Annotated in this window: 15 protein-coding genes; 4 read left to right on the top strand and 11 right to left on the bottom strand. The window is 62.4% G+C overall.

The features are described from left to right. Nucleotides 1–102: 102 nt before the first annotated feature. The 9 genes from whiA to ACSSVG_RS21450 form a co-directional block, all read right to left on the bottom strand. Nucleotides 103–1,083, bottom strand: coding sequence for a DNA-binding protein WhiA (gene whiA / locus ACSSVG_RS21410; protein WP_159699763.1), 981 nt, complete (start codon nt 1,081–1,083; stop codon nt 103–105). Nucleotides 1,084–1,092: 9 nt separating this feature from the next. Then, nucleotides 1,093–2,109, bottom strand: a complete 1,017-nt coding sequence (locus ACSSVG_RS21415; RefSeq protein ID WP_492416191.1) for a gluconeogenesis factor YvcK family protein — start codon at nt 2,107–2,109, stop codon at nt 1,093–1,095. Further along, the gene (rapZ, locus tag ACSSVG_RS21420) at nt 2,109–3,032 is read right to left on the bottom strand and encodes an RNase adapter RapZ (RefSeq protein WP_159699769.1); all 924 of its coding nucleotides are present in this window, start codon (nt 3,030–3,032) and stop codon (nt 2,109–2,111) included. The genes ACSSVG_RS21415 and rapZ overlap by 1 nt, the downstream gene beginning before the upstream one ends. Nucleotides 3,033–3,157: 125 nt before the next feature. Next, complete coding sequence (uvrC, locus tag ACSSVG_RS21425) at nt 3,158–5,173, bottom strand: excinuclease ABC subunit UvrC (RefSeq protein WP_492416193.1); 2,016 nt, start codon at nt 5,171–5,173, stop codon at nt 3,158–3,160. Between the two features lie 62 nt (nt 5,174–5,235). Then, nucleotides 5,236–5,904, bottom strand: a complete 669-nt coding sequence (locus ACSSVG_RS21430; protein WP_062069713.1) for a lysophospholipid acyltransferase family protein — start codon at nt 5,902–5,904, stop codon at nt 5,236–5,238. After that, nucleotides 5,891–6,607, bottom strand: coding sequence for an HAD hydrolase-like protein (locus tag ACSSVG_RS21435; protein WP_492416194.1), 717 nt, complete (start codon nt 6,605–6,607; stop codon nt 5,891–5,893). The genes ACSSVG_RS21430 and ACSSVG_RS21435 overlap by 14 nt, the downstream gene beginning before the upstream one ends. A gap of 68 nt (nt 6,608–6,675) precedes the next feature. Continuing rightward, a complete protein-coding gene (gene uvrA / locus ACSSVG_RS21440; protein WP_492416196.1) occupies nt 6,676–9,603 on the bottom strand; it encodes an excinuclease ABC subunit UvrA in 2,928 nt (975 codons plus the stop codon). A 65-nt stretch (nt 9,604–9,668) separates the two neighbouring features. Beyond that, nucleotides 9,669–10,049, bottom strand: a complete 381-nt coding sequence (locus tag ACSSVG_RS21445; protein ID WP_231341763.1) for a GntR family transcriptional regulator — start codon at nt 10,047–10,049, stop codon at nt 9,669–9,671. Between the two features lie 154 nt (nt 10,050–10,203). Continuing rightward, nucleotides 10,204–10,983 (bottom strand): trans-aconitate 2-methyltransferase, encoded by a 780-nt coding sequence (locus ACSSVG_RS21450; RefSeq protein ID WP_492416198.1) that lies wholly within the window; start codon nt 10,981–10,983, stop codon nt 10,204–10,206. 70 nt (nt 10,984–11,053) lie between these two features. Here ACSSVG_RS21450 and ACSSVG_RS21455 point away from each other — a divergent pair, with 70 nt between their 5' ends. The 4 genes from ACSSVG_RS21455 to ACSSVG_RS21470 are packed head-to-tail and all read left to right on the top strand — an operon-like array spanning nt 11,054 to nt 16,841. Beyond that, entirely contained in the window at nt 11,054–13,588 is a 2,535-nt protein-coding gene (locus tag ACSSVG_RS21455) for a DEAD/DEAH box helicase (protein ID WP_492416200.1), read from the top strand. Between the two features lie 11 nt (nt 13,589–13,599). Next, on the top strand, nt 13,600–14,973 hold the full coding sequence (locus tag ACSSVG_RS21460) for a CoA transferase (RefSeq protein ID WP_492416202.1): 1,374 nt from the start codon (nt 13,600–13,602) through the stop codon (nt 14,971–14,973). A gap of 28 nt (nt 14,974–15,001) precedes the next feature. Beyond that, nucleotides 15,002–15,514: a GNAT family N-acetyltransferase gene (locus ACSSVG_RS21465; protein ID WP_492416204.1), complete on the top strand. Its 513-nt coding sequence runs from the start codon at nt 15,002–15,004 to the stop codon at nt 15,512–15,514. Then, nucleotides 15,492–16,841, top strand: coding sequence for an alpha/beta fold hydrolase (locus ACSSVG_RS21470; protein ID WP_492416206.1), 1,350 nt, complete (start codon nt 15,492–15,494; stop codon nt 16,839–16,841). Before ACSSVG_RS21465 ends, ACSSVG_RS21470 begins: the two co-directional genes overlap by 23 nt. Here ACSSVG_RS21470 and ACSSVG_RS21475 read toward each other — a convergent pair. Together ACSSVG_RS21475 and ACSSVG_RS21480 are read right to left on the bottom strand one after the other, a co-directional pair. Then, nucleotides 16,838–18,190, bottom strand: a complete 1,353-nt coding sequence (locus ACSSVG_RS21475) for an MFS transporter (protein ID WP_253468215.1) — start codon at nt 18,188–18,190, stop codon at nt 16,838–16,840. The two genes, ACSSVG_RS21470 and ACSSVG_RS21475, sit on opposite strands and share 4 nt — an antisense overlap. A gap of 29 nt (nt 18,191–18,219) precedes the next feature. Continuing rightward, complete coding sequence (locus ACSSVG_RS21480) at nt 18,220–19,248, bottom strand: TerC family protein (protein WP_231341756.1); 1,029 nt, start codon at nt 19,246–19,248, stop codon at nt 18,220–18,222. Between the last annotated feature and the right edge of the window lie 162 nt (nt 19,249–19,410).

Genomic DNA, 19,410 nt, shown 5'->3' on the forward strand with positions numbered 1-19,410 from the left:
CGGAAATCCTTGGCGAAGAAACCTGCTCTTGCCTCCACCGGGAACAACCCGAGGCCGCCTTGCAGTATTTCCTCCGCACTTTTTCGATTCTATGGGTGTGCGCTATTCGTCCATCATTTCCGGAGTCACATTTGCCTCAGTGCCCGGGATACCCAAATCCATTGCACGTTTGTCGGCCATGGCAAGGAGGCGCCGGATCCGACCGGCAATGGCGTCCTTTGTCATGGGTGGATCGGCAAGGCGGCCAAGCTCATCAAGGCTTGCCTGCTTGTGGGCCACCCGGAGCTCCCCCGCGTACTTGAGGTGGTCCGGAACGTCGTCACCCAGGATCTCCAGTGCCCGGTCAACCCTGGCACCGGCCGCCACGGCGGCCTGCGCTGAGCGGCGGAGGTTGGCATCGTCAAAATTGGCAAGCCTGTTGGCGGTTGCCCGTACTTCCTTGCGCATCCGCCGTTCCTCCCAGACCATCAGGGCATCGTGGGCACCCATTCGTGTCAGGAGGGCTGCAATGGTGTCTCCGTCGCGGATCACTACACGGTCAACGCCGCGCACTTCGCGGGCCTTGGCCTGGATGCCAAGACGACGGGCGGCGCCAACAAGTGCCAGCGCTGATTCGGGGCCGGGGCACGTGACCTCGAGCGAGGACGAGCGACCCGGTTCTGTCAGGGATCCGTGGGCGAGGAATGCTCCCCGCCACACAGCCTCGGCGTCTGCGGCCGAGCCGTTGACGACCACCGAGGGCAGTCCGCGGACCGGGCGTCCACGTCCGTCCAGCAAGCCCGTCTGGCGGGCGAGGGCCTCACCGTCGCGGACAACCCTGACAACGTACCGGCTCCCCCGGCGTAAGCCGCCGCCGGAGACTACGATGATTTCGCTCTGGTGCCCGTAGACCTCGGCGATCGCCGCGCGGAGGCGCCTGGCTGTGGAGGCGAGGTCGACTTCGGCCTCGATGACGATCCGTCCCGAGATGATGTGCAGGCCGCCCGCAAAGCGCAGCATTGCTGAAACTTCCGCCTTTCGGACCGAAGATTTCTTGATGTCCAGCCGGGACAGTTCGTCCTTGACCGACGCAGTAAGTGCCATCGCGTGTTCCTAACTGTTCCCGAAAATATCGTGGTACGCCGCTGCCAACAGCAGTGGATCATGGACGGGGCGGCGCCTCGACGCCCCTACTCTACCCAACACCACTTCAGCGCCGATCATCCCAGCAGCCTTCTCAAAGGCCTTGAGATCCTGGATCGCAGCAGGATCCGCCAGGACGACGTCGACGCTGAACTCAGGTGCGTAGCGGCGCAGGACATCCAAATGGTCGGCCGCTGTCATGCCTGAGGTTTCCTTGGTTTCCACGTCAAGGTTCATGGTCAGGCAGCGCTTGGCGGCAGTGTCGCCGAGGGCTTGGCGCAGCTCAGGCAGCAGCAAATGCGGCAGGACGGAGGTGTACCAGGAGCCCGGTCCAAGGATGACCCAGTCCGCGAGCTCGATGGCCGTCAGTGCTTCGGTGCAGGCGGGAGCGTCTTCGGGCAGGAGCCGGACGTCTTCGAGTTTGCCGGCCACGGCACACTTTGCCTGCCCGCGAACCGTCTGCAGTTCATGGCCGCCGGCCGGAAGCTCAATCCGGGCCTGGCCTTCAATGGTGAGGGGCACGCTGGACATGGGAAGAACCTGGCCCCGGGCACCGAGCAGTGCGCCTGCCCATTTCAAGCCGGCCACCGTGTCTCCCAACAGCTCCCACAACGTCACAATGAGCAGGTTGCCCATGGCGTGATGGTCCAGCGAACCGCCCTTGGCGGAGCCGGCGTTGAACCGGTGCTGCATGACGTCGCGCCAGGTCCGGCCCCAGTCGGTGTCGTCGCACAGGGCGCTGAGCGCCATCCGCAGGTCTCCTGGCGGAAGGACGCCGTACTCTTCGCGGAGCCGCCCCGACGAGCCGCCGTCGTCCGCTACTGTGACGATTGCCGTCAGTTCCGACGTGAGCAAACGCAGTGCCGACAACGAGGCCGCCAAACCGTGGCCGCCGCCCAAGGCGACCACCGAGGGGCTCTTCTTCTGCTGGCTTCCGGGTACCCCCTTGGGCGGAATGAGGGGCAACGGTCCAGTCAGGACCCCCACTACTCGCGTCCCAGGTCTCGGTGGGTGGTGGTCACTGTCACGCGTGGGTACTGCGCCAGACGCTTGGAAAGCTCGACGGCGACTGCCACCGAACGATGCTTGCCTCCAGTACAACCGACCGCCAGGGTGGCGTAGTGCTTGTTCTCTTGTCGGTAGCCGTCCAGGACCGGCTCCAAAGCCCTAACATATCGGTCCACGAACTCGTGTACGCCATCGGCAGCCAGCACGTAGTCGCTGACGTCCTCATCCAGTCCTGTATGTGGCCGGAGTTTGGGAACCCAGTGCGGGTTGGGAATGAAGCGGGCATCGGCCACGAAGTTGGCATCCACCGGGAGCCCGTACTTGAAGCCAAAGCTCATGACGTTAAGGCGCAGGGTCACCGGGCCGGTGTCGCTGAACAGTTCGGTGATGGCCGTCGCCAGGCCGTGGACGTTGAAATCGGAGGTGTCCAGCACGACATCGGCATGTTCACGCAGTTCACGCAATACCTCGCGCTCGATGCCGATGCCGTCCAGGATCCTGCCGCCGCCTTGCAACGGGTGCGGACGGCGGCCTTGTTCGAAGCGGCGGACCAGGACGTCGTCATTGGCATCCAGGAAGAGCACCCGGAAGGTGATGCCACTGGCGCTCAGCGCGCCCAAAGCAGTCTGGATGTCGGTGAAGAGATCCTTGCTGCGGACGTCAACCACCACGGCCAGCTTGGGAATCGACTTCGGAGCATGCGAGACAATTTCTGCCAGGGTTCCCAGCATTTGCGGTGGGAGGTTGTCCACCACATACCAGCCATGATCTTCCAAGGCGTCCGAGGCCGTACTGCGCCCCGCCCCGGACATGCCGGTCACTACCAGCAGTTCCGCTTCCGGGGGCTTGACGGGCGTGAGGCCGTCCTGCTCCGTTCCGGATCCTGCCGTTGCCTCATCCATCAGTTGTCCCCGTTTCGTCGGAAGTGATCATTGCAGCCTGTGGTGCCTGCCGCAGGGCATGCACTGCTGGCATGTCCACGTGCCACGGACCGCTTATGCGGCCAACGGCCAAGTTCTTACCCTAGCTAAGATTCAAGGATTTCGCCGGTGGTCATGTTGATCACCGGCACAGTTTCATCATTGGCATCCGCAGAACCCAGATGCTGGACCACGGCTGCGGCCAGGGCGGGACCGATGCCCTTTGCCGACGTGAGTTCCTCGACCGAGGCGGCCTTAATCTTCTTGAGCGAACCAAAGTGTGCCACCAGGGCTTTTCGTTTCGCTTCGCCGAGGCCCGGTACGCCGTCCAGGACGGAGACCGTCATGGCCTTGCCGCGCTTCTGCCGGTGGAAAGTAATCGCGAAACGGTGCGCTTCGTCCCGGATCCTTTGAAGCAAGTACAGGCCTTGGGATGTCCTGGGCAAAATTACCGGGAAGTCGCTGTCGGGCAGCCAGACTTCCTCCAGCCGTTTGGCCAGGCCCACCACGTAGACATCATCGATGCCGAGTCCGGCCAACGCTCGCTTTGCGGCATTCACCTGGGGCTGGCCGCCATCCACGACCACGAGGTTGGGCGGGTAGGCGAACTTTGCCTTGGGGGCGGGCATGGAAGGGTCCGACGGCGGCGCTTCACTCACGCTCTTGGTGCCCGCCCGCGTCGGGTTGACGATCTCGCCCGAGACCACGGGCACCTGGGCGGCTTTGTCCGTCAGGTAGTGCCGGAACCGACGGGTCAGGACGTCATGCATGGCAGCGGTGTCGTCCGCCGCTGCCGCTCCCGTGATGGAGAACTTGCGGTAGTCGGCCTTCTTGGGCAGCCCGTCTTCCACTACCACCATGGAAGCCACGACGTTGGTGCCTTGCACGTGCGAGATATCGAAGCACTCGATCCTCAACAGCGGGACAGGAATCTCCAGTGCCTCCTGAAGCTCCTGAAGGGCAACGGACCGGACCGTGATGTCGCCTGCCCGGCGCGTTTTATGAAGCTTAAGGGCTTGTTCGGCATTCTCGCGCACAGTGGACATCAGGGCTGCCTTATCGCCGCGCTGTGGCACGCGGATGTCAACTTTGGCCCCTCGCAACCCGCCAAGCCACTCAGCGAGTTCGGCATGGTTGCTCGGATTCTCCGGTACCAGGACTTCGCGTGGTATCCGTCCCTGGACGTCGCTGACTTCGCCGTAAACCTGCTGCAGCAAATGTTCGATGAGTTCGGGTGTGGTGGCGTCCTCCACCTTTTCCACCACCCACCCACGTTGGCCGCGGACCCGGCCACCACGGACATGGAAGACCTGCACGGACGCTTCGAGTTCGTCGTCATGCAGTGCGAAGACGTCCGCGTCGGTGTCTTCGGCAAGAACTACGGCGTTGCGCTCAAAGACCTTACGAAGGGCGATAATGTCGTCCCTGAGTCCGGCTGCGCGCTCATAGTCGAGCTCGGCTACCGACGCCGCCATGTCCTTTTCCAACCGGCCGATAAAGCGCTTGGCTTCCCCACCCATGAAAGAACAAAAGTCCTCGGCGAGGGCACGATGTTCCTCGGGGGTGATCCGGCCAACGCAAGGGGCCGCGCACTTGTCGATGTAGCCAAGGAGGCACGGGCGTCCACTGGACTGGGCGCGCTTGAAGACACCTGCGCTGCAGCTGCGCACCGGGAAGACCCGCAGGAGCGTGTCCATGGTTTCCCTGATGGCGCCTGCGGTGTAGGGACCGAAGTACCTGGTGCCCTTCCTTCGCTCACCACGCATCACCTGTACCCTGGGGAACTTCTCCCCCATGGTGACGGCGAGGTACGGATAGGTCTTGTCGTCACGGAAGACAACATTGAATCGTGGCTTGAATTCCTTGATCCAGGTGTACTCCAGCTGCAACGATTCCAGCTCGCTGCCCACCATGGTCCATTCGACGCTGCTGGCTGCGTGGACCATTGCATGGGTCTTGGGGAGAAGGCCGGCCGGGTTGGCAAAGTAGGAATTGAGCCTGGACCGGAGGTTCTTTGCTTTGCCCACATAGATGACCCGCCCGTGGGGGTCGCGGAATCGATAGACGCCCGGGGTGGTGGGAATTTCACCCGTTTGGGGCCGGTAACTTGCTGGATCTGCCACGATTCCAGTCTAGTGAACCGGAACGACAGCCATGGCCACCCCGTCGCAGGAGAGCCGGGGTGCTAGTCGACCGACTTGCTCTGGTTGTAGCTGGTGGACCGTTCCTGACCGCTGAGCACGGCAATGGCATCCATGATTTTGTCAGTGACTTCACGGCGGGCCGGCAGGGAATGGTCAGGGCCGGTCTTGTCGAAGTACAGAGGCTCGCCGACCTTCATGGTGAAATGCTGGGGACGGACAGCGTTCTTGTCTGCGGGCTGCAGCTTTTCGGTACCGATGAGCCCTACCGGGATTACCGGTGCGCCTGTGGTCAGGGCAAGCCACCCCACGCCGGTCCGCCCACGGTAAAGGATCCCGTCGCGGGAACGGGTGCCTTCAGGGTAGATGCCGATGCCTTTGCCTGATTCGAGGATGTCCAACAAAGTCTTGAGCGCCTGCACGCTTGCCGCCTGCTCGCCGCGCTCAACCGGAATCGACCCCACAGCTTCGAAGAACGACTTCATCACGGCACCTTTGACGCCCTTGGTGGTGAAGTATTCGGCCTTGGCGAAGAAGGCGACCGGACGTGGCATCAGGGCCTGAACGATGACGCTGTCCAGGAACGAGAGGTGGTTCGGAGCGACAATGAACGGGCCCTCCTTGGGAACGTTCTCCAGCCCAATGACCGTGGGACGGCACGTGGAGGAAATCAATCCCCGGGTGGTCCACCGGATCGCATCAAAGACTGCCATCGTTTTGTACCTCGCTCAGGGCTGCCGCACGGACAGCGTCAAGTTCTTCAATTTTGGTGCGCAAATCAAGTGCGGTGCCGACTACTGCCACTGCACCGGCTTCTTCAAGCTCGCCATCGGGTGCAAATCCCCACGTGACGCCGATGCAGTCCAAGCCGTTCGCCATGGCCCCGGCAACGTCCTGGTGCCTGTCCCCCACCATCACAGCCGGCTGGGAATGAAGGTCCGCTAACGCTGCGCCCACAATTTCGACCTTGCCCGAAGCGGTGTTGGCGCCCAGGGATTCGTCGTCGGCAGCTCCGCGGATGGAGACGAAGAAATCGGCAATTTTGTGGTGCTCAAGGACGAGTCGAGCAATTGCCTGCGGCTTCTGCGTAGCCACCGCCACGGGCCGGCCGGATTCCGCGAAATATTCCAGGAGGTCGAAAATGCCCGGATAAAGCTTGCTCTGCCCGATTCCTGTTTCCTTGTAGTGGCGTCGATACCGCTCAATGGCTTCATCAACCAAGTCAGCAGGGACCTTGGCCAAATGCAGCAGGGAATCGCTGAGTTTGGGACCCACCATGGAATTCAGTACCGCCTGATCCGGTACAGGGAGGTTCATTTCACGCAGGGCCACAGAGATTCCCCCTGTGATGCCGCCGGCAGGATCGACAAGGGTGCCGTCCAGATCGAATATTACGGGCACCGTTGTTTGAGTCACCGGGTTAGTTTCTCACGAGTAGCGGCATGCCTGAAACTCGCATGCCGCTACCGGAATACTTCTGGTGACTAACCGAGAATTTCGGCCAGGAACGTCGCCGTGTGGCTGTCGGTGGATTTGGCCACTTGTTCAGGCGTTCCCGTGGCCACGATCTTTCCGCCACCGGAACCACCGTTGGGACCAAGATCCACAATCCAGTCCGCCGACTTGATGACGTCCAGGTTGTGCTCAATGGTGATGACCGTGTTGCCCTTGTCCACCAAGCCTTGAAGAACCATGAGCAACTTTCGGATGTCCTCAAAATGCAGGCCGGTTGTGGGCTCGTCAAGAACGTAGATGCTGCGTCCGTTGGAACGCTTCTGCAACTCGGCCGCCAGCTTCACACGCTGTGCCTCGCCACCTGACAGCGTGGTTGCAGGCTGCCCCAGGCGTACGTAGCCCAGGCCGACGTCCACCAGGGTATTCAAATGCCGCGCGATCGGCGTGAAGGCGGCAAAGAATTCCGCCCCTTCCTCGATGGGCATGTTGAGGACATCCGCGATCGTCTTGCCCTTGTAGTGGACCTCGAGGGTTTCCCGGTTGTACCGGGCTCCGTGGCACACCTCGCAGGGAACATAGACGTCCGGCAGGAAGTTCATCTCGATCTTCAACGTGCCGTCTCCGGAGCATGCTTCGCAGCGCCCTCCCTTGACGTTAAAGGAGAAGCGACCAGGCTGGTATCCGCGGACCTTGGCCTCGGTGGTCTCCGCGAAGAGCTTGCGGATGTTGTCAAAGACGCCGGTGTACGTGGCCGGGTTTGACCTCGGGGTACGGCCAATAGGGCTTTGGTCAACATGGACCACCTTGTCCAGGTGCTCCAGCCCGGCGATGGTCCGGTGGCGCCCTGCGACTTGTTTGGCGCCGTTGAGCTTGTTGGCGAGGACCTTGTAGAGGATTTCATTCACCAAGGTGGATTTGCCGGAGCCACTGACCCCGGTCACCGCCGTGAACAGCCCCAAGGGGAACGTGGCATCAACGTTGTTGAGGTTGTTCTCCCGGGCACCGACAACCTTGAGTTCACGCTTCTTGTCGTACTTGCGGCGCTTCTTGGGGATATCAATCTTGCGGCGGCCGGAAAGGTAATCACCGGTAAGGGACTCCGTGTTTTCCAGGAGTTCCTTATAAGTGCCCGAGTGCACTACCTGGCCGCCGTGCTCTCCGGCACCAGGTCCGATGTCCACTACCCAGTCGGCCTCGTGGATGGTGTCTTCGTCATGCTCCACCACGATCAGGGTGTTGCCCAGGTCCCGGAGACGGGTAAGCGTCTCGATGAGCCGCCGGTTGTCGCGCTGATGCAGACCAATGGAAGGCTCATCCAGGACGTACAGGACACCTACCAGGCCGGAGCCGATCTGGGTTGCCAGGCGGATACGCTGGGCTTCGCCACCGGACAAGGTACCCGACGGCCGCTCAAGGTTGAGGTACTCCAAACCGACATCCAGGAGGAAGGTCAGGCGGGCCTGGATCTCCTTCAGCACCTGGTTGGCGATTTGGGCTTCCCTGCTGGTCAGGGTCAAGCTGCCCAGGAACCCGGCGCATTCACGCATGGGAAGGGCCGCCACTTCAGCGATCGACTTGCCGTTGATCAGCACGGACAGCGACGCCGGGTTGAGGCGGGCACCGTTGCACTCAGGGCAGGGAATCTGACGCATGTACTCTTCGTACCGGTCACGGGCCCAATCGGAATCCGTTTCACCGTGCTTGCGGTGGACGTACTGGATGGCACCTTCAAAGCCCGTACTGTACTTACGTTCCCGGCCGAAACGGTTCTTGTACTGGACAACAACCTTGTGGTCCTTGCCGTGCAGTACGGTATTCCGTACATCCTTGGGGAGCTTTTCCCACGCGGTAGTCATGGAGAAGCCGAGTTCGTGTGCCAGGCCCTCGAGGAGACGGTTCCAATATTCCGTGGTGGCCGTGCCAAGGGACCACGGGGCGATGGCCCCCTCGCCCAGGGACAATTCGGGATTGGGAACGATCAGTTCCTCATCCACTTCGAGCTTCGTACCAATGCCGCTGCAGGCGGAGCAGGCGCCGAAGGGGTTGTTGAAGGAGAACGAGCGGGGCTCGATCTCATCGATCGCCAAGGGATGCTCATTGGGGCAGGCCAGGTTTTCCGAGAAAGCCCGGATGCGCCCGGGGTCCTCGGCGTCAAGGTCGACGAACTCCACCAGCACGCGGCCCTCGGCGAGGCCGAGCGCCGTTTCTACGGAATCAGTGAGCCGCTGGCTGATCTCTTCCTTGACCACCAAGCGGTCCACAACAACTTCGATGGTGTGTTTGAACTGCTTGCCGAGCTTGGGAGGGTCGTTCAGTTGAACCAGCTCGCCATCGACCCGGGCACGGGAATAGCCTTTGGCGGTCAGTTCCTTGAAGAGGTCAACGAACTCGCCCTTGCGGCCGCGCACTACCGGCGCCAGGACCTGGAATCGCGTGCCCGTCTCCAGTTCCAGAAGCTGGTCGACGATCTGCTGCGGTGTCTGACGGGCGATCGGCTCTCCACACACAGGACAGTGCGGGCGGCCCACGCGGGCCCAGAGCAAACGCATGTAGTCATAAATCTCGGTGATGGTGCCCACCGTTGAGCGTGGGTTCTTGCTGGTGGACTTCTGGTCGATGGACACCGCGGGCGACAAGCCTTCGATGAAGTCGACGTCAGGTTTATCCACCTGGCCAAGGAACTGGCGGGCATAGGCGGACAGCGATTCCACATACCGGCGCTGTCCTTCAGCAAAGATGGTGTCGAAAGCCAAGGAGGACTTACCGGACCCCGAAAGTCCGGTGAACACGATCATGGCATCACGGGGAAGGTCCAGGTCCACATTGCGCAGGTTGTGTTCCCGGGCACCCTTGACTACCAGCCGCGACAGGTCTGGCCTCGCGGGCTTGGTGTCAGGAACGATAGGGATGCTGTTCAGGGATTCGATGGCGGTATCTTCAGCTAAGGCTTTGGGCACTTACCAATGCTAATCGAAAACTTCTTCGAATTTCCATGTCGTTCCTCACATGCTACTGATCGGTATCAATCCGCGTCGTAAGCGGCAGCAAGAAGCTGCACGGCCTCCGCGAACGAAGCGCCTTGGGCCTTGGCTGCTGCCGCGTATTGTGCTGCGACGTCAGCCAGCGCTCCCCAGCGGTCGTCCCGGGCGCAGACCACGGTGCCGTTCCGCCCACGGGTGGCTACCACGCCTGCCGCTTCCAGCTCCTTGTATGCCCGGGCCACCGTGTGCGGGGCAACGTCCAGCACTCCGGCCAGGTTACGCACGGGAGGCAGTTTTGCTCCGACTGCCAGGACTCCGGCGTCGGCGAGTTCAATGATCCGCAGCCGTAACTGTTCGAAGAGCGCCACCGCGCTGCTGGTGTTGGGGCGCCATGCGCCTGGAAAATCACCTGTCGGAGTCACGAAGCACTCCAACGGAGAGCCGCGGTCACCCGGGGCGTCTGTTGTTCGAAGCGTCCTTGGTCCATGCCGAGAATTAGACCAGCGACGCCCGTACGGAACAAGCCATCACGGCGCACTAAAGCCATTGCTACGCGGAGGGACGCGCCCGGGCCGGTCATGCGTTCTTTCGCGCAACGGCAAAAATCCGCCGGAAAGGGAAAATTGTTCCGTGCCGGGAGGGTGGATAGGCCTCGCGCAGCAACGCGGAGTATTGCTCCTCGAACTCCGTAGCCTCCGCTGTGGACAGTGCTGCCAGCACTGGTCGAAGTCCTGTGCCTCGAACCCACTGAAGGACCGGATCCTCGCCCGGTAGTACCTGCTGGTAGGTGGTCTCCCAGGCGTCCGCCGCGCATCCGGCGTCGAGCATCACGCCCAAGTAGTCCGCCGGACTACCAACAGCACCATCGTGCCGAAGTACGCCGGACAAGCGCGACGCCCAGCGGGGCGACTCTGCGAGTTCGCGCATCAGCGTATGTGACGGGGAGGTGAAATTGCCGGGGACCTGCAGCGCAAACCAGGCGCCGGGCTTGAGGGCGCGCAACCACTTCGCCACCATGTCCTGGTGACCCGGCACCCATTGAAGGGCTGCGTTTGTGACGACGACGTCGGTGTCGGCACCTGGTACCCACGTGGCGATGTCGCCGTGCTCGAATTCCAGGCGGCTGGATTGCCCGGCAAGGGACTCCGCTTTGAGCAGCATCTCCGCCGACGAGTCAATGCCCACCACCCGGGCTCCCGGCCAGCGCTCTGTCAAGGTCGCAGTCAGGTTCCCGGGTCCGCACCCGAGGTCCACAATATTCCGTGGGTCACTGGCCTGGATCCTCCCGACGAGGTCATGGAACGGGCGGTCCCGATGGTTGCCGAACTCCACATACTTGGACGGATCCCACTTCATCAAAGCCTCCTCGCGTCTGGCACCACTGCTGGGCAGAGCCTAAACCGTCCGGGCACTAAGCTGGAAACCAATGAAACTTCTTGAACAGCTTCCCGGTACCATCGCCGCCGATCCCCTGGACCCGGACGAAATCTACACACGGTTCGTGGAGTGGACGGAGAGCCGTGGGCTGCAGCTGTACCCTGCCCAGGACGAAGCGATCATGGAGCTTGCCTCCGGCGCCAACGTCATCCTCGCCACGCCAACGGGCTCAGGGAAATCACTGGTAGCCATCGCGGCCCACTTCGAAGCCATGGCGCGCGGCCAGCGGAGTTATTACACGGCGCCCATCAAGGCGTTGGTATCCGAAAAGTTCTTTGCTCTCTGCGACATTTTCGGCGCGGAGAACGTGGGCATGATTACCGGTGATTCCGGCGTCAACCAGGATGCCCCCATTATTTGCTGCACGGCGGAAATCCTGGCCAACATCGCCCTCCGCGAAGGGTCGACGGCGGACCTCGGTTCGGTGGTCATGGACGAGTTCCATTTCTATTCCGACCCCCAACGCGGTTGGGCATGGCAGGTGCCCCTCCTGGAACTCCCCCAGGCACAGTTCCTCCTGATGTCCGCCACCTTGGGCGACGTCTCCCGCTTCGAATCCGGACTGACTGAGCTGACGGGTCGGACCACCACCACCGTGAGCTCCGCGGAACGCCCCATTCCGCTGCACCACTACTACCACCTGACGCCGGTTCACGAGACGTTGGAGGAGTTGCTCTCCACCAAGCAGGTCCCCGTCTACGTGGTGCACTTCAGCCAGGCAGAAGCCATTGAGCGTGCCCAGAACCTCATGAGCATCAACATGTGCAGCCGTGCCGAAAAGGACCGCATCGCTGAGCTCATTGCTGGTTTCCGGTTCGCGGCCGGCTTCGGAAAAACCCTCAACAGGCTGGTCCGCCACGGTATCGGCGTGCACCACGCCGGGATGCTCCCCAAGTACCGCCGGCTGGTGGAGCAACTGGCCCAGGCCGGGCTCCTGAAAGTCATCTGCGGCACCGATACTTTGGGAGTAGGCATCAACGTGCCCATCCGAACAGTGTTGTTGACCGCTTTGAGCAAGTACGACGGCGTACGCACCAGATCGCTTAACTCACGTGAGTTCCACCAGATTGCCGGACGTGCCGGCCGGGCGGGTTACGACACCGCCGGCACGGTGGTGGTCCAGGCTCCGGACCACGTGGTGGAGAACACCAAGGCGATGGCCAAGGCCACCGCCAAGTTCGGCGATGACCAAAAGAAACTACGCCAAGTGGTGAAGAAGAAGCCCCCGGAAGGATTCGTGTCCTGGGGCGAGCCAACGTTCAAGCGGCTGGTCGAGTCGGTGCCTGATCCGCTGACGTCCAGCTTTACCGTGACCCACGCAATGTTGCTCAACCTCATGGAACGCCCGGGCGATCCCTTCCACGCAACCCGGCGCCTGCTCAGCGAGAACCATGAGAGCCGCCCCGCGCAATTGAAACTCATGAAGAAGGCCCTGGGTATCTACCGCGAGCTGCTGGCCGCCGGAGTGGTGGAACGGATCCCGGAAGAGGAACAGGAAGCCGAGGGACGCTCAGTCCGACTGACGGTACATCTGCAGGCCAACTTCGCCTTGAACCAACCCCTTTCGCCCTTCGCTCTCGCCGCGCTTGAACTTCTCGATCCGGAGTCGCCGTCGTACGCCTTGGACGTTGTTTCCGTCATCGAATCGACGCTTGAGAAGCCGCGCCAGATTCTTTCGGCGCAGCAAAAGAAGGCGCGCGGCGAGGCGGTTGCCGCCATGAAGGCGGATGGCATCGAGTATGAGCAGCGCATGGCCATGCTGGATGAAGTCACCTATCCGATGCCCTTGGCCGAGATTCTTGGCGAGGCCTTCGAGGTCTACCGCAAGGCGGCTCCTTGGGTGGGCGACTTCGAACTCGCACCAAAATCGATCATTCGGGACATGTATGAGCGCGCCATGAACTTTGGCGAGTTTGTGCAGTTCTATGGCTTGGCCCGCTCCGAGGGCATCGTCCTGCGTTATCTTGCTGACGGGTTCCGTGCGCTGCGACAGACCGTTCCCCAGGATTCGCTCCGTGAAGACCTTGAAGACCTTATTGCGTGGCTGGGGGAACTGGTCCGCCAAGTTGACTCCAGCCTTTTGGACGAATGGGAAGAGCTCACGTCCGGGCTTGTTCCCACGCAGCACGACGCTCCCCCGCCCCCGCCGCCGCTCCTGACTGCCAACATCCGTGCCTTCCGCGTGATGGTCCGTAATGAGATGTTCCGCAGGGTTGAACTCTTCGCTGATGAAGACTCTGCGGCGCTTGGCGAACTCGACGGGGAAGCCGGCTGGGACGCAGGACGTTGGGAAGAGGTCTTGGACGACTACTTCGATGAACACGACGACATTGGAACAGGTCCAGACGCGCGCGGGCCCGGTTTGCTGATCATCACCGAGGAAACCGGCACGTGGAAGGTCCGGCAGATCTTCGACGATCCCGCAAGCAACCATGACTGGGGAATCTCGGCCGAGGTGGATCTGGCAGCATCAGACGAGACCGGCACCGCGGTGGTCCGGGTAACAGACGTCAACAGGCTCTAGGTTCAGCCGCTGTGGAACCCTTCCCGGACCTGACCGACAGCCTGCGGGGGCTGGAAGCCCTCCGTGCAGCACTCCCGGCGGGCTGCTTGGGTCCGCGTCGATGGTGGGGCGGCCCCCTGGACGTAGAAGGGCTCGCGCTCGGGTCAGTACAGGCAGCAGCCACGGCCCTCCAGGCCCTGACAGGTACGGCCGGTCGGTATGCTGTGGCGTCAGGCCCAACGGCTGCTTCCTTCGATTCCCTGGGGCACCTCAGGATTTCGGGCATGAAGCCCCAAGGTTTCGCCCGGATGTCGGGATTCCGGCCGACCCTGGACGGCTGGATCCGCCTGCATGCCAATTACCCGCACCATGCCGCACGGTTGATGGACACGCTCGCGGCCAGCACGCCCCATGACGTAGACCGGGCCCTGCTTTCCATGACGTCGGCGGAAGCCGAGGAAGCCATCGCGGCCGGGAAAGGTGTTGCGGCGGCTGTTCGCACACGGGAAGAGTGGCTTTCGTCACCCATGCACGGCGGGGCAAGCGCGGGTCCTTGGATCAGCTTCATCCGTCCTGCATCGGCCCAGGCGGAGCCTTCGCGGCCGTCGTCGTGGGTGCCCTCCGCGGAGCCGTTTCAGCCCCTGGCAGGATTACGGGTCCTCGACTTAACGCGGGTTATTGCGGGGCCAACAGCCACCCGCTTCCTTGGTGCTTTGGGTGCGGATGTGCTCCGTATCGATCCCCCGGGCCTTCCTGAGCTCACCGATGCTTTCGTCGACTCCGGTTTCGACAAGCGCAGCGCGGAAGCCGACCTGGGCAATGCCCAAGTGCTGGCAGTGGTGCAGCAGCTGCTCGCGTCAGCTGACGTCGTGGTGACCGGATACCGCCGCGGCGGCCTGGACAGGTTCGGCCTCGGCCCTGAAGAACTGCTTGCCACCCGGCCTGATCTTGTGGTGGTGACGTTAAATGCGTGGGGCAGCGGACCGTGGACTGCCAGACGCGGTTTCGACAGCCTGGTGCAGGCAGCCTGCGGAATCGCTGAACGGTACGGACGGCATGACGACGACGGTTGGAAGCCGGGCGCGCTCCCTGTCCAGGCCTTGGACCACGCAACGGGGTACGGTCTCGCAGCAGCCGCGCTGGCCTTGCTGGCTCAACGGCTCAGTACAGGCGCAGGCGGAACAGCGCAGCTTTCCCTCGCTCGGACAGCTGAGGAGCTGTTCCGTTTGCCGGCGCCCAAGCAGTCCGCGCTGAGCTCACTGCCGGAACCGGAGTACCTCGAAATGGAGAGTCCTTACGGCCACCTCCGGTTTGTCGGACCTCCATTGACGGTTGACGGTGTTCCCCTTCGGTATGACAGGGCCCCTACACGGTACGGCACCTCGGCACTGGCCTGGCGGCAGTAGGCGCGGCTCCCCTAGTAAGCTCGAAGGCATGAGTGTAATCCGCCCAGCCACTGTAGAAGACGTCCCTGCCATCCTCCGTATGATCCATGACCTTGCGATCTACGAGAAGGAACCGGACGCTGTCAAAAACACTCCGGAGATGCTTACCGAAGTACTTTTCGGCGAGAATCCCCGTGTCTACGCCACTATGGCCGAAAACAGTGCGGGCACAGTGCAGGGCTTCGCCCTGTGGTTCCTGAACTACTCAACCTGGGAAGGCGTCCACGGCATCTACCTCGAAGACCTCTACGTGATTCCCGACGCTCGCGGCGAGGGCCATGGCAAGGCCCTGCTGCAGCATCTGGCCACCACCGCCGTCGAGCATGGCTATGCCCGCGTGGAGTGGAGCGTCCTGAACTGGAACGAACCTTCCATCAACTTCTACAAGAACCTTGGCGCCTTCCCGATGGAGGAATGGTCCACTTTCCGTCTGGCCGGCGACGCCCTTAACGCCTTCGGCGCGAAGGCGGGCCACGCCAATGAGGCCCTTGCCCGTGGCTGACCGGCACCCCAACGAAGCGCACAGCATCCGCGCCCACCACGAATTCCGGGGGGTACGGACTGCGGAACACTATTTCTCGGTCCCCTTGGTGCACACAGCTGCTGGATCCGGCAACATCGGCGAGACAATCACGATCTTTGCCAGGGAGTACTCCTCCACGGAGCACACGCCTGAGCAGGCCGGCAGGCTTCCGTGGCTCTTGTATTTGCAGGGCGGTCCGGGCGGCCGGGGAAACCGGGTTACCTCGCTGTCCGGATGGATGAAGGCGGCTGCCAAAGATTTCCGTATCCTCATGCTGGATCAACGCGGAACGGGATTGTCCACGCCCGTCGAGCAGCAGTCACTGGGGCTCAGGGGCGACACCACGGCCCAAGCCGAATACCTGACCCACTTCCGTGCCGACTCCATCGTGGCTGACGCTGAATACATAAGGAAAGTCCTGGGTTCAGGGCCCTGGTCCGTCCTCGGCCAGAGCTTCGGTGGCTTCTGCGCGTTGACCTATCTGTCATTCGCGCCGGAGGGGCTGCGCGAGGTGCTCATCACCGGTGGGCTGGCCCCGCTCCACGGTCCGGCGGACCGGGTGTATCACGCGACGTTCCACCGCGTCGCCGCACGGAATGCCGAATACTTCTCCTGGTACCCCGAAGACCGGGAGAAAGTCACAAGGATCGCCCGCCACCTGGAGCGGCAACCTGAGTTCCTGGCAAGTGGTGAAAGGCTAACGACCGAGCGCTTCCAGATGGTGGGATCATTCCTGGGCGGCAACACCCGCGTGGATGCCCTCCACTATCTCCTGGAGGACGCCTTCATCGACACGCCGTCCGGAGAACGCCTGTCGGAATCGTTCCTCGAACAAGTGCGGGGGCTCGTTAGCCGTGCCGCCAATCCCTTGTACGCCGTCCTGCACGAGTCCATCTACGGTCAGGATGAGGCAACCAACTGGGCCGCGTGGCGCGTGTTGGAAGCCTATCCGGAGTTCAGGCCCGATGCCGCGGAACCGCTGCTGACAGGCGAGATGGTTTATCCGTGGTACTTCGAACAGGACCCGGCACTCGTGCCCCTCCGTGACGTAGCTGAACAGCTGGCCGCCAGGAAGGACTGGAAGCCGTTGTACGACCCCGCACGATTGGCGGCCAACACAGTGCCTGTAGCCGCAGCCGTGTACATGGACGACATCTACGTGGATCACGATCTGTCACTCGAAACGGCTGAAGCGGTGCGTGGCCTTCAGCCGTGGGTCACCTCGGACTTCCACCATGACGGCATTGGCGAAGACGGCGAGGGCATCTTCGCCCGGCTTTTCAGGATGGTCCGCTCAACTCGCTAGACCGCGGGACTATCCGTTGTCCGGTCCTGCGCCTCGGCCGATCTCCCGCGGACTGCCGCGACGGCTGTCAGGGCCAACACGGCTGCGGCGAGGATGCTTGAAGCGACGTTGAGGCCTTGATAGCCGATCCAGGCCAGGAGCAAGCCCGAGGTGGCGCCGCCGATTGCGCCGGCGCCACCCATGAGCGTGTCCGAGACGCCCTGCACCGTAACGCGTTCGTCAGGTGCAACGCTTTCGGCCAAAAGGGTCGATCCGGCGATGGTTGCTGCAGACCAACCCAAGCCCAAGAGAACCAGTCCGGCGGTAACAAGCACGGGCTCACGCTGGCCAAACCCGGCGATGAACACCGCCACCAACAGCAGTCCGTGCCCCATGGCGATGGTTTGCAAGCGCCCTGCTTTATCGGTCAGCCAGCCCCACAGTGGGGAAAGCGCAAACATTCCTGCGATGTGGAGCGAAATCGTGAGGCCTATGACCACCAGTGCGTCCGTGCTGTCGGTTGCCCCACCATGATGCCCTTCGTGGGAACCGCCCACGAGTTGTTGGAGGTGCAGGGGCGTCATGGACATGACTGCCACCATGACACCGTGTGCCGCCACCACGGCGGCCAAGGCCAACAAGGCCCGGGGCGACGCGCGGACGGCACGCAGCCCGGAACGGATGGTTCCCCGCACAGGCTGCGCTCCAGCACCTCCGTTGCCGTCGGCCTCCGACACCAGTCTCCGGGACAACAACAGCGGGTCGGGCCTCAGGCCCACGAACAGCAGGGCGGCAGCCAGAAACAGCCCGGCTGCTGAGAATACGAACGGTCCGGCGATAGGAGGCAGCCCAAGGGCTGCGCCCACCACTGCACCTGGCTGGATCAGGTTGGGACCGGCGACAGCACCGATGGTAATGGCCCAGACGACCGTGGACAGTGACCGCCCGCGGTGCTCAGGTTCAGCGAGGTCGACGGCGGCGAACCTCGCCTGGAGATTCGCGGCCGTGCCCAGGCCAAGGAAGGCCGCCCCAAGCAGGAGCAGGACGAATGACTGGCCCATCACGGACGCGATGATGAGGAGCGCCCCGACCATCGCAGCGACCAGTCCTGTCACCAGTCCTACCCGGCGGCCCCTCGATTCCGCGAGGCGCGCCAAGGGCAGCGCGGCGATCGCCGCCGCGAGTGTCAGGACGGTGGTGATGGAGCCGGCCCACGCTTCGGAACCTGACAGGTCCACAGCCAGCAACGATCCGATGGAGAGTGTGGCTCCATTGCCAACGCCGCTGAGCAGCTGTGCGGAACTGAGCAGGAAAACAGTACGGCGCTGAACCCGTTGTGGGTCCAGCGCCGTAGTTGAAGTGGTAGTCACTTCACGAGACTACAACTTTCCGAGGAGAGTTACTCTGCCTCGCTCATGCTCTTTTTGGCATCTTCTTCAAGCCGTGCATCCAGCTTGGCCTGCCGTGCTTGCGGGCTCAGGAGGCTGGCAACCACTGCCACGATGATGGTTCCGACAATGACCGCCAGCGACACGTAGGTGGGAATCTCAGGTGCCCACTCGATGTGGTGGCCGCCGTTGATGAACGGAAGTTCGTTGACGTGCATGGCGTGCAGGACGAGCTTGACGCCGATGAAGGCGAGAATCACGGACAGTGCGTGCTTCAGGTACACCAGGCGTGTCATGAGTCCACCGAGGAGGAAGTACAACTGGCGCAGGCCCATCAGCGCGAAAATGTTCGCCGTGAAGACGATGAAGGCACTCTGGGTCAGGCCGAAGATCGCGGGGATGGAGTCAACCGCGAACAGGAGGTCCGTCAAGCCGATGGTGATGAAAACAATCAGCATTGGCGTGAAGACCTTCTTGCCCTCCACCACGGTGCGGATCTTGTTGCCGTCAAACTTCTCGGACATCGGCAGGACCTTGCGAAGGCGGGCGATCAGCGGGTTCTCGGCACCCTCTTCTTCATCCTCGCCGGAGTCCTTGGCCTGCTTCCAGGCAGTCCACAGGAGGAACGCACCGAAGATGTAGAAGACCCAGCTGAACTGTTCAATCACGACGGCGCCGAGGGCGATGAAGATACCGCGGAGGATCAGGGCGATGATGATGCCCACCATCAGCACTTCCTGCTGGTACTTACGGGGCACCGAGAAGCGGGCCATGATGATGATGAAGACAAAGAGGTTGTCGATGCTGAGGCTGTACTCAGTGACCCAGCCGGCGACGAACTGGCCGCCGTATTCCGGGCCGGCGAACGCGAACATGGCTACGGCAAAGAGCAGTGCCAGTCCTACATAGAAGCTGACCCACAGGCCGGCTTCCTTCATGGAAGGTTCATGGGGACGCTTGACGACCAACAGGAGGTCGATCAGCAGGATGATTCCGAGAACGACAAACGAGCCGATCTCAAACCAGACGGGAAGCTGCATTAAAGGTGCCTTTCGCAGGGTACGGGAAAGCGGTGTAAGTCTCTCCGGCCTGCCAGGGTGCGGTGAATGCAAAAATTGGCGGCCCGCTAGATCCGGCGAGGCATCTGTGCCTTGCGTGCTGACGGACGTAGCGCTTGGGATACTCCCCTACGTGACCTCAAC

It is taken from the genome of Paenarthrobacter sp. E2MeOHC11, from assembly GCF_058744955.1.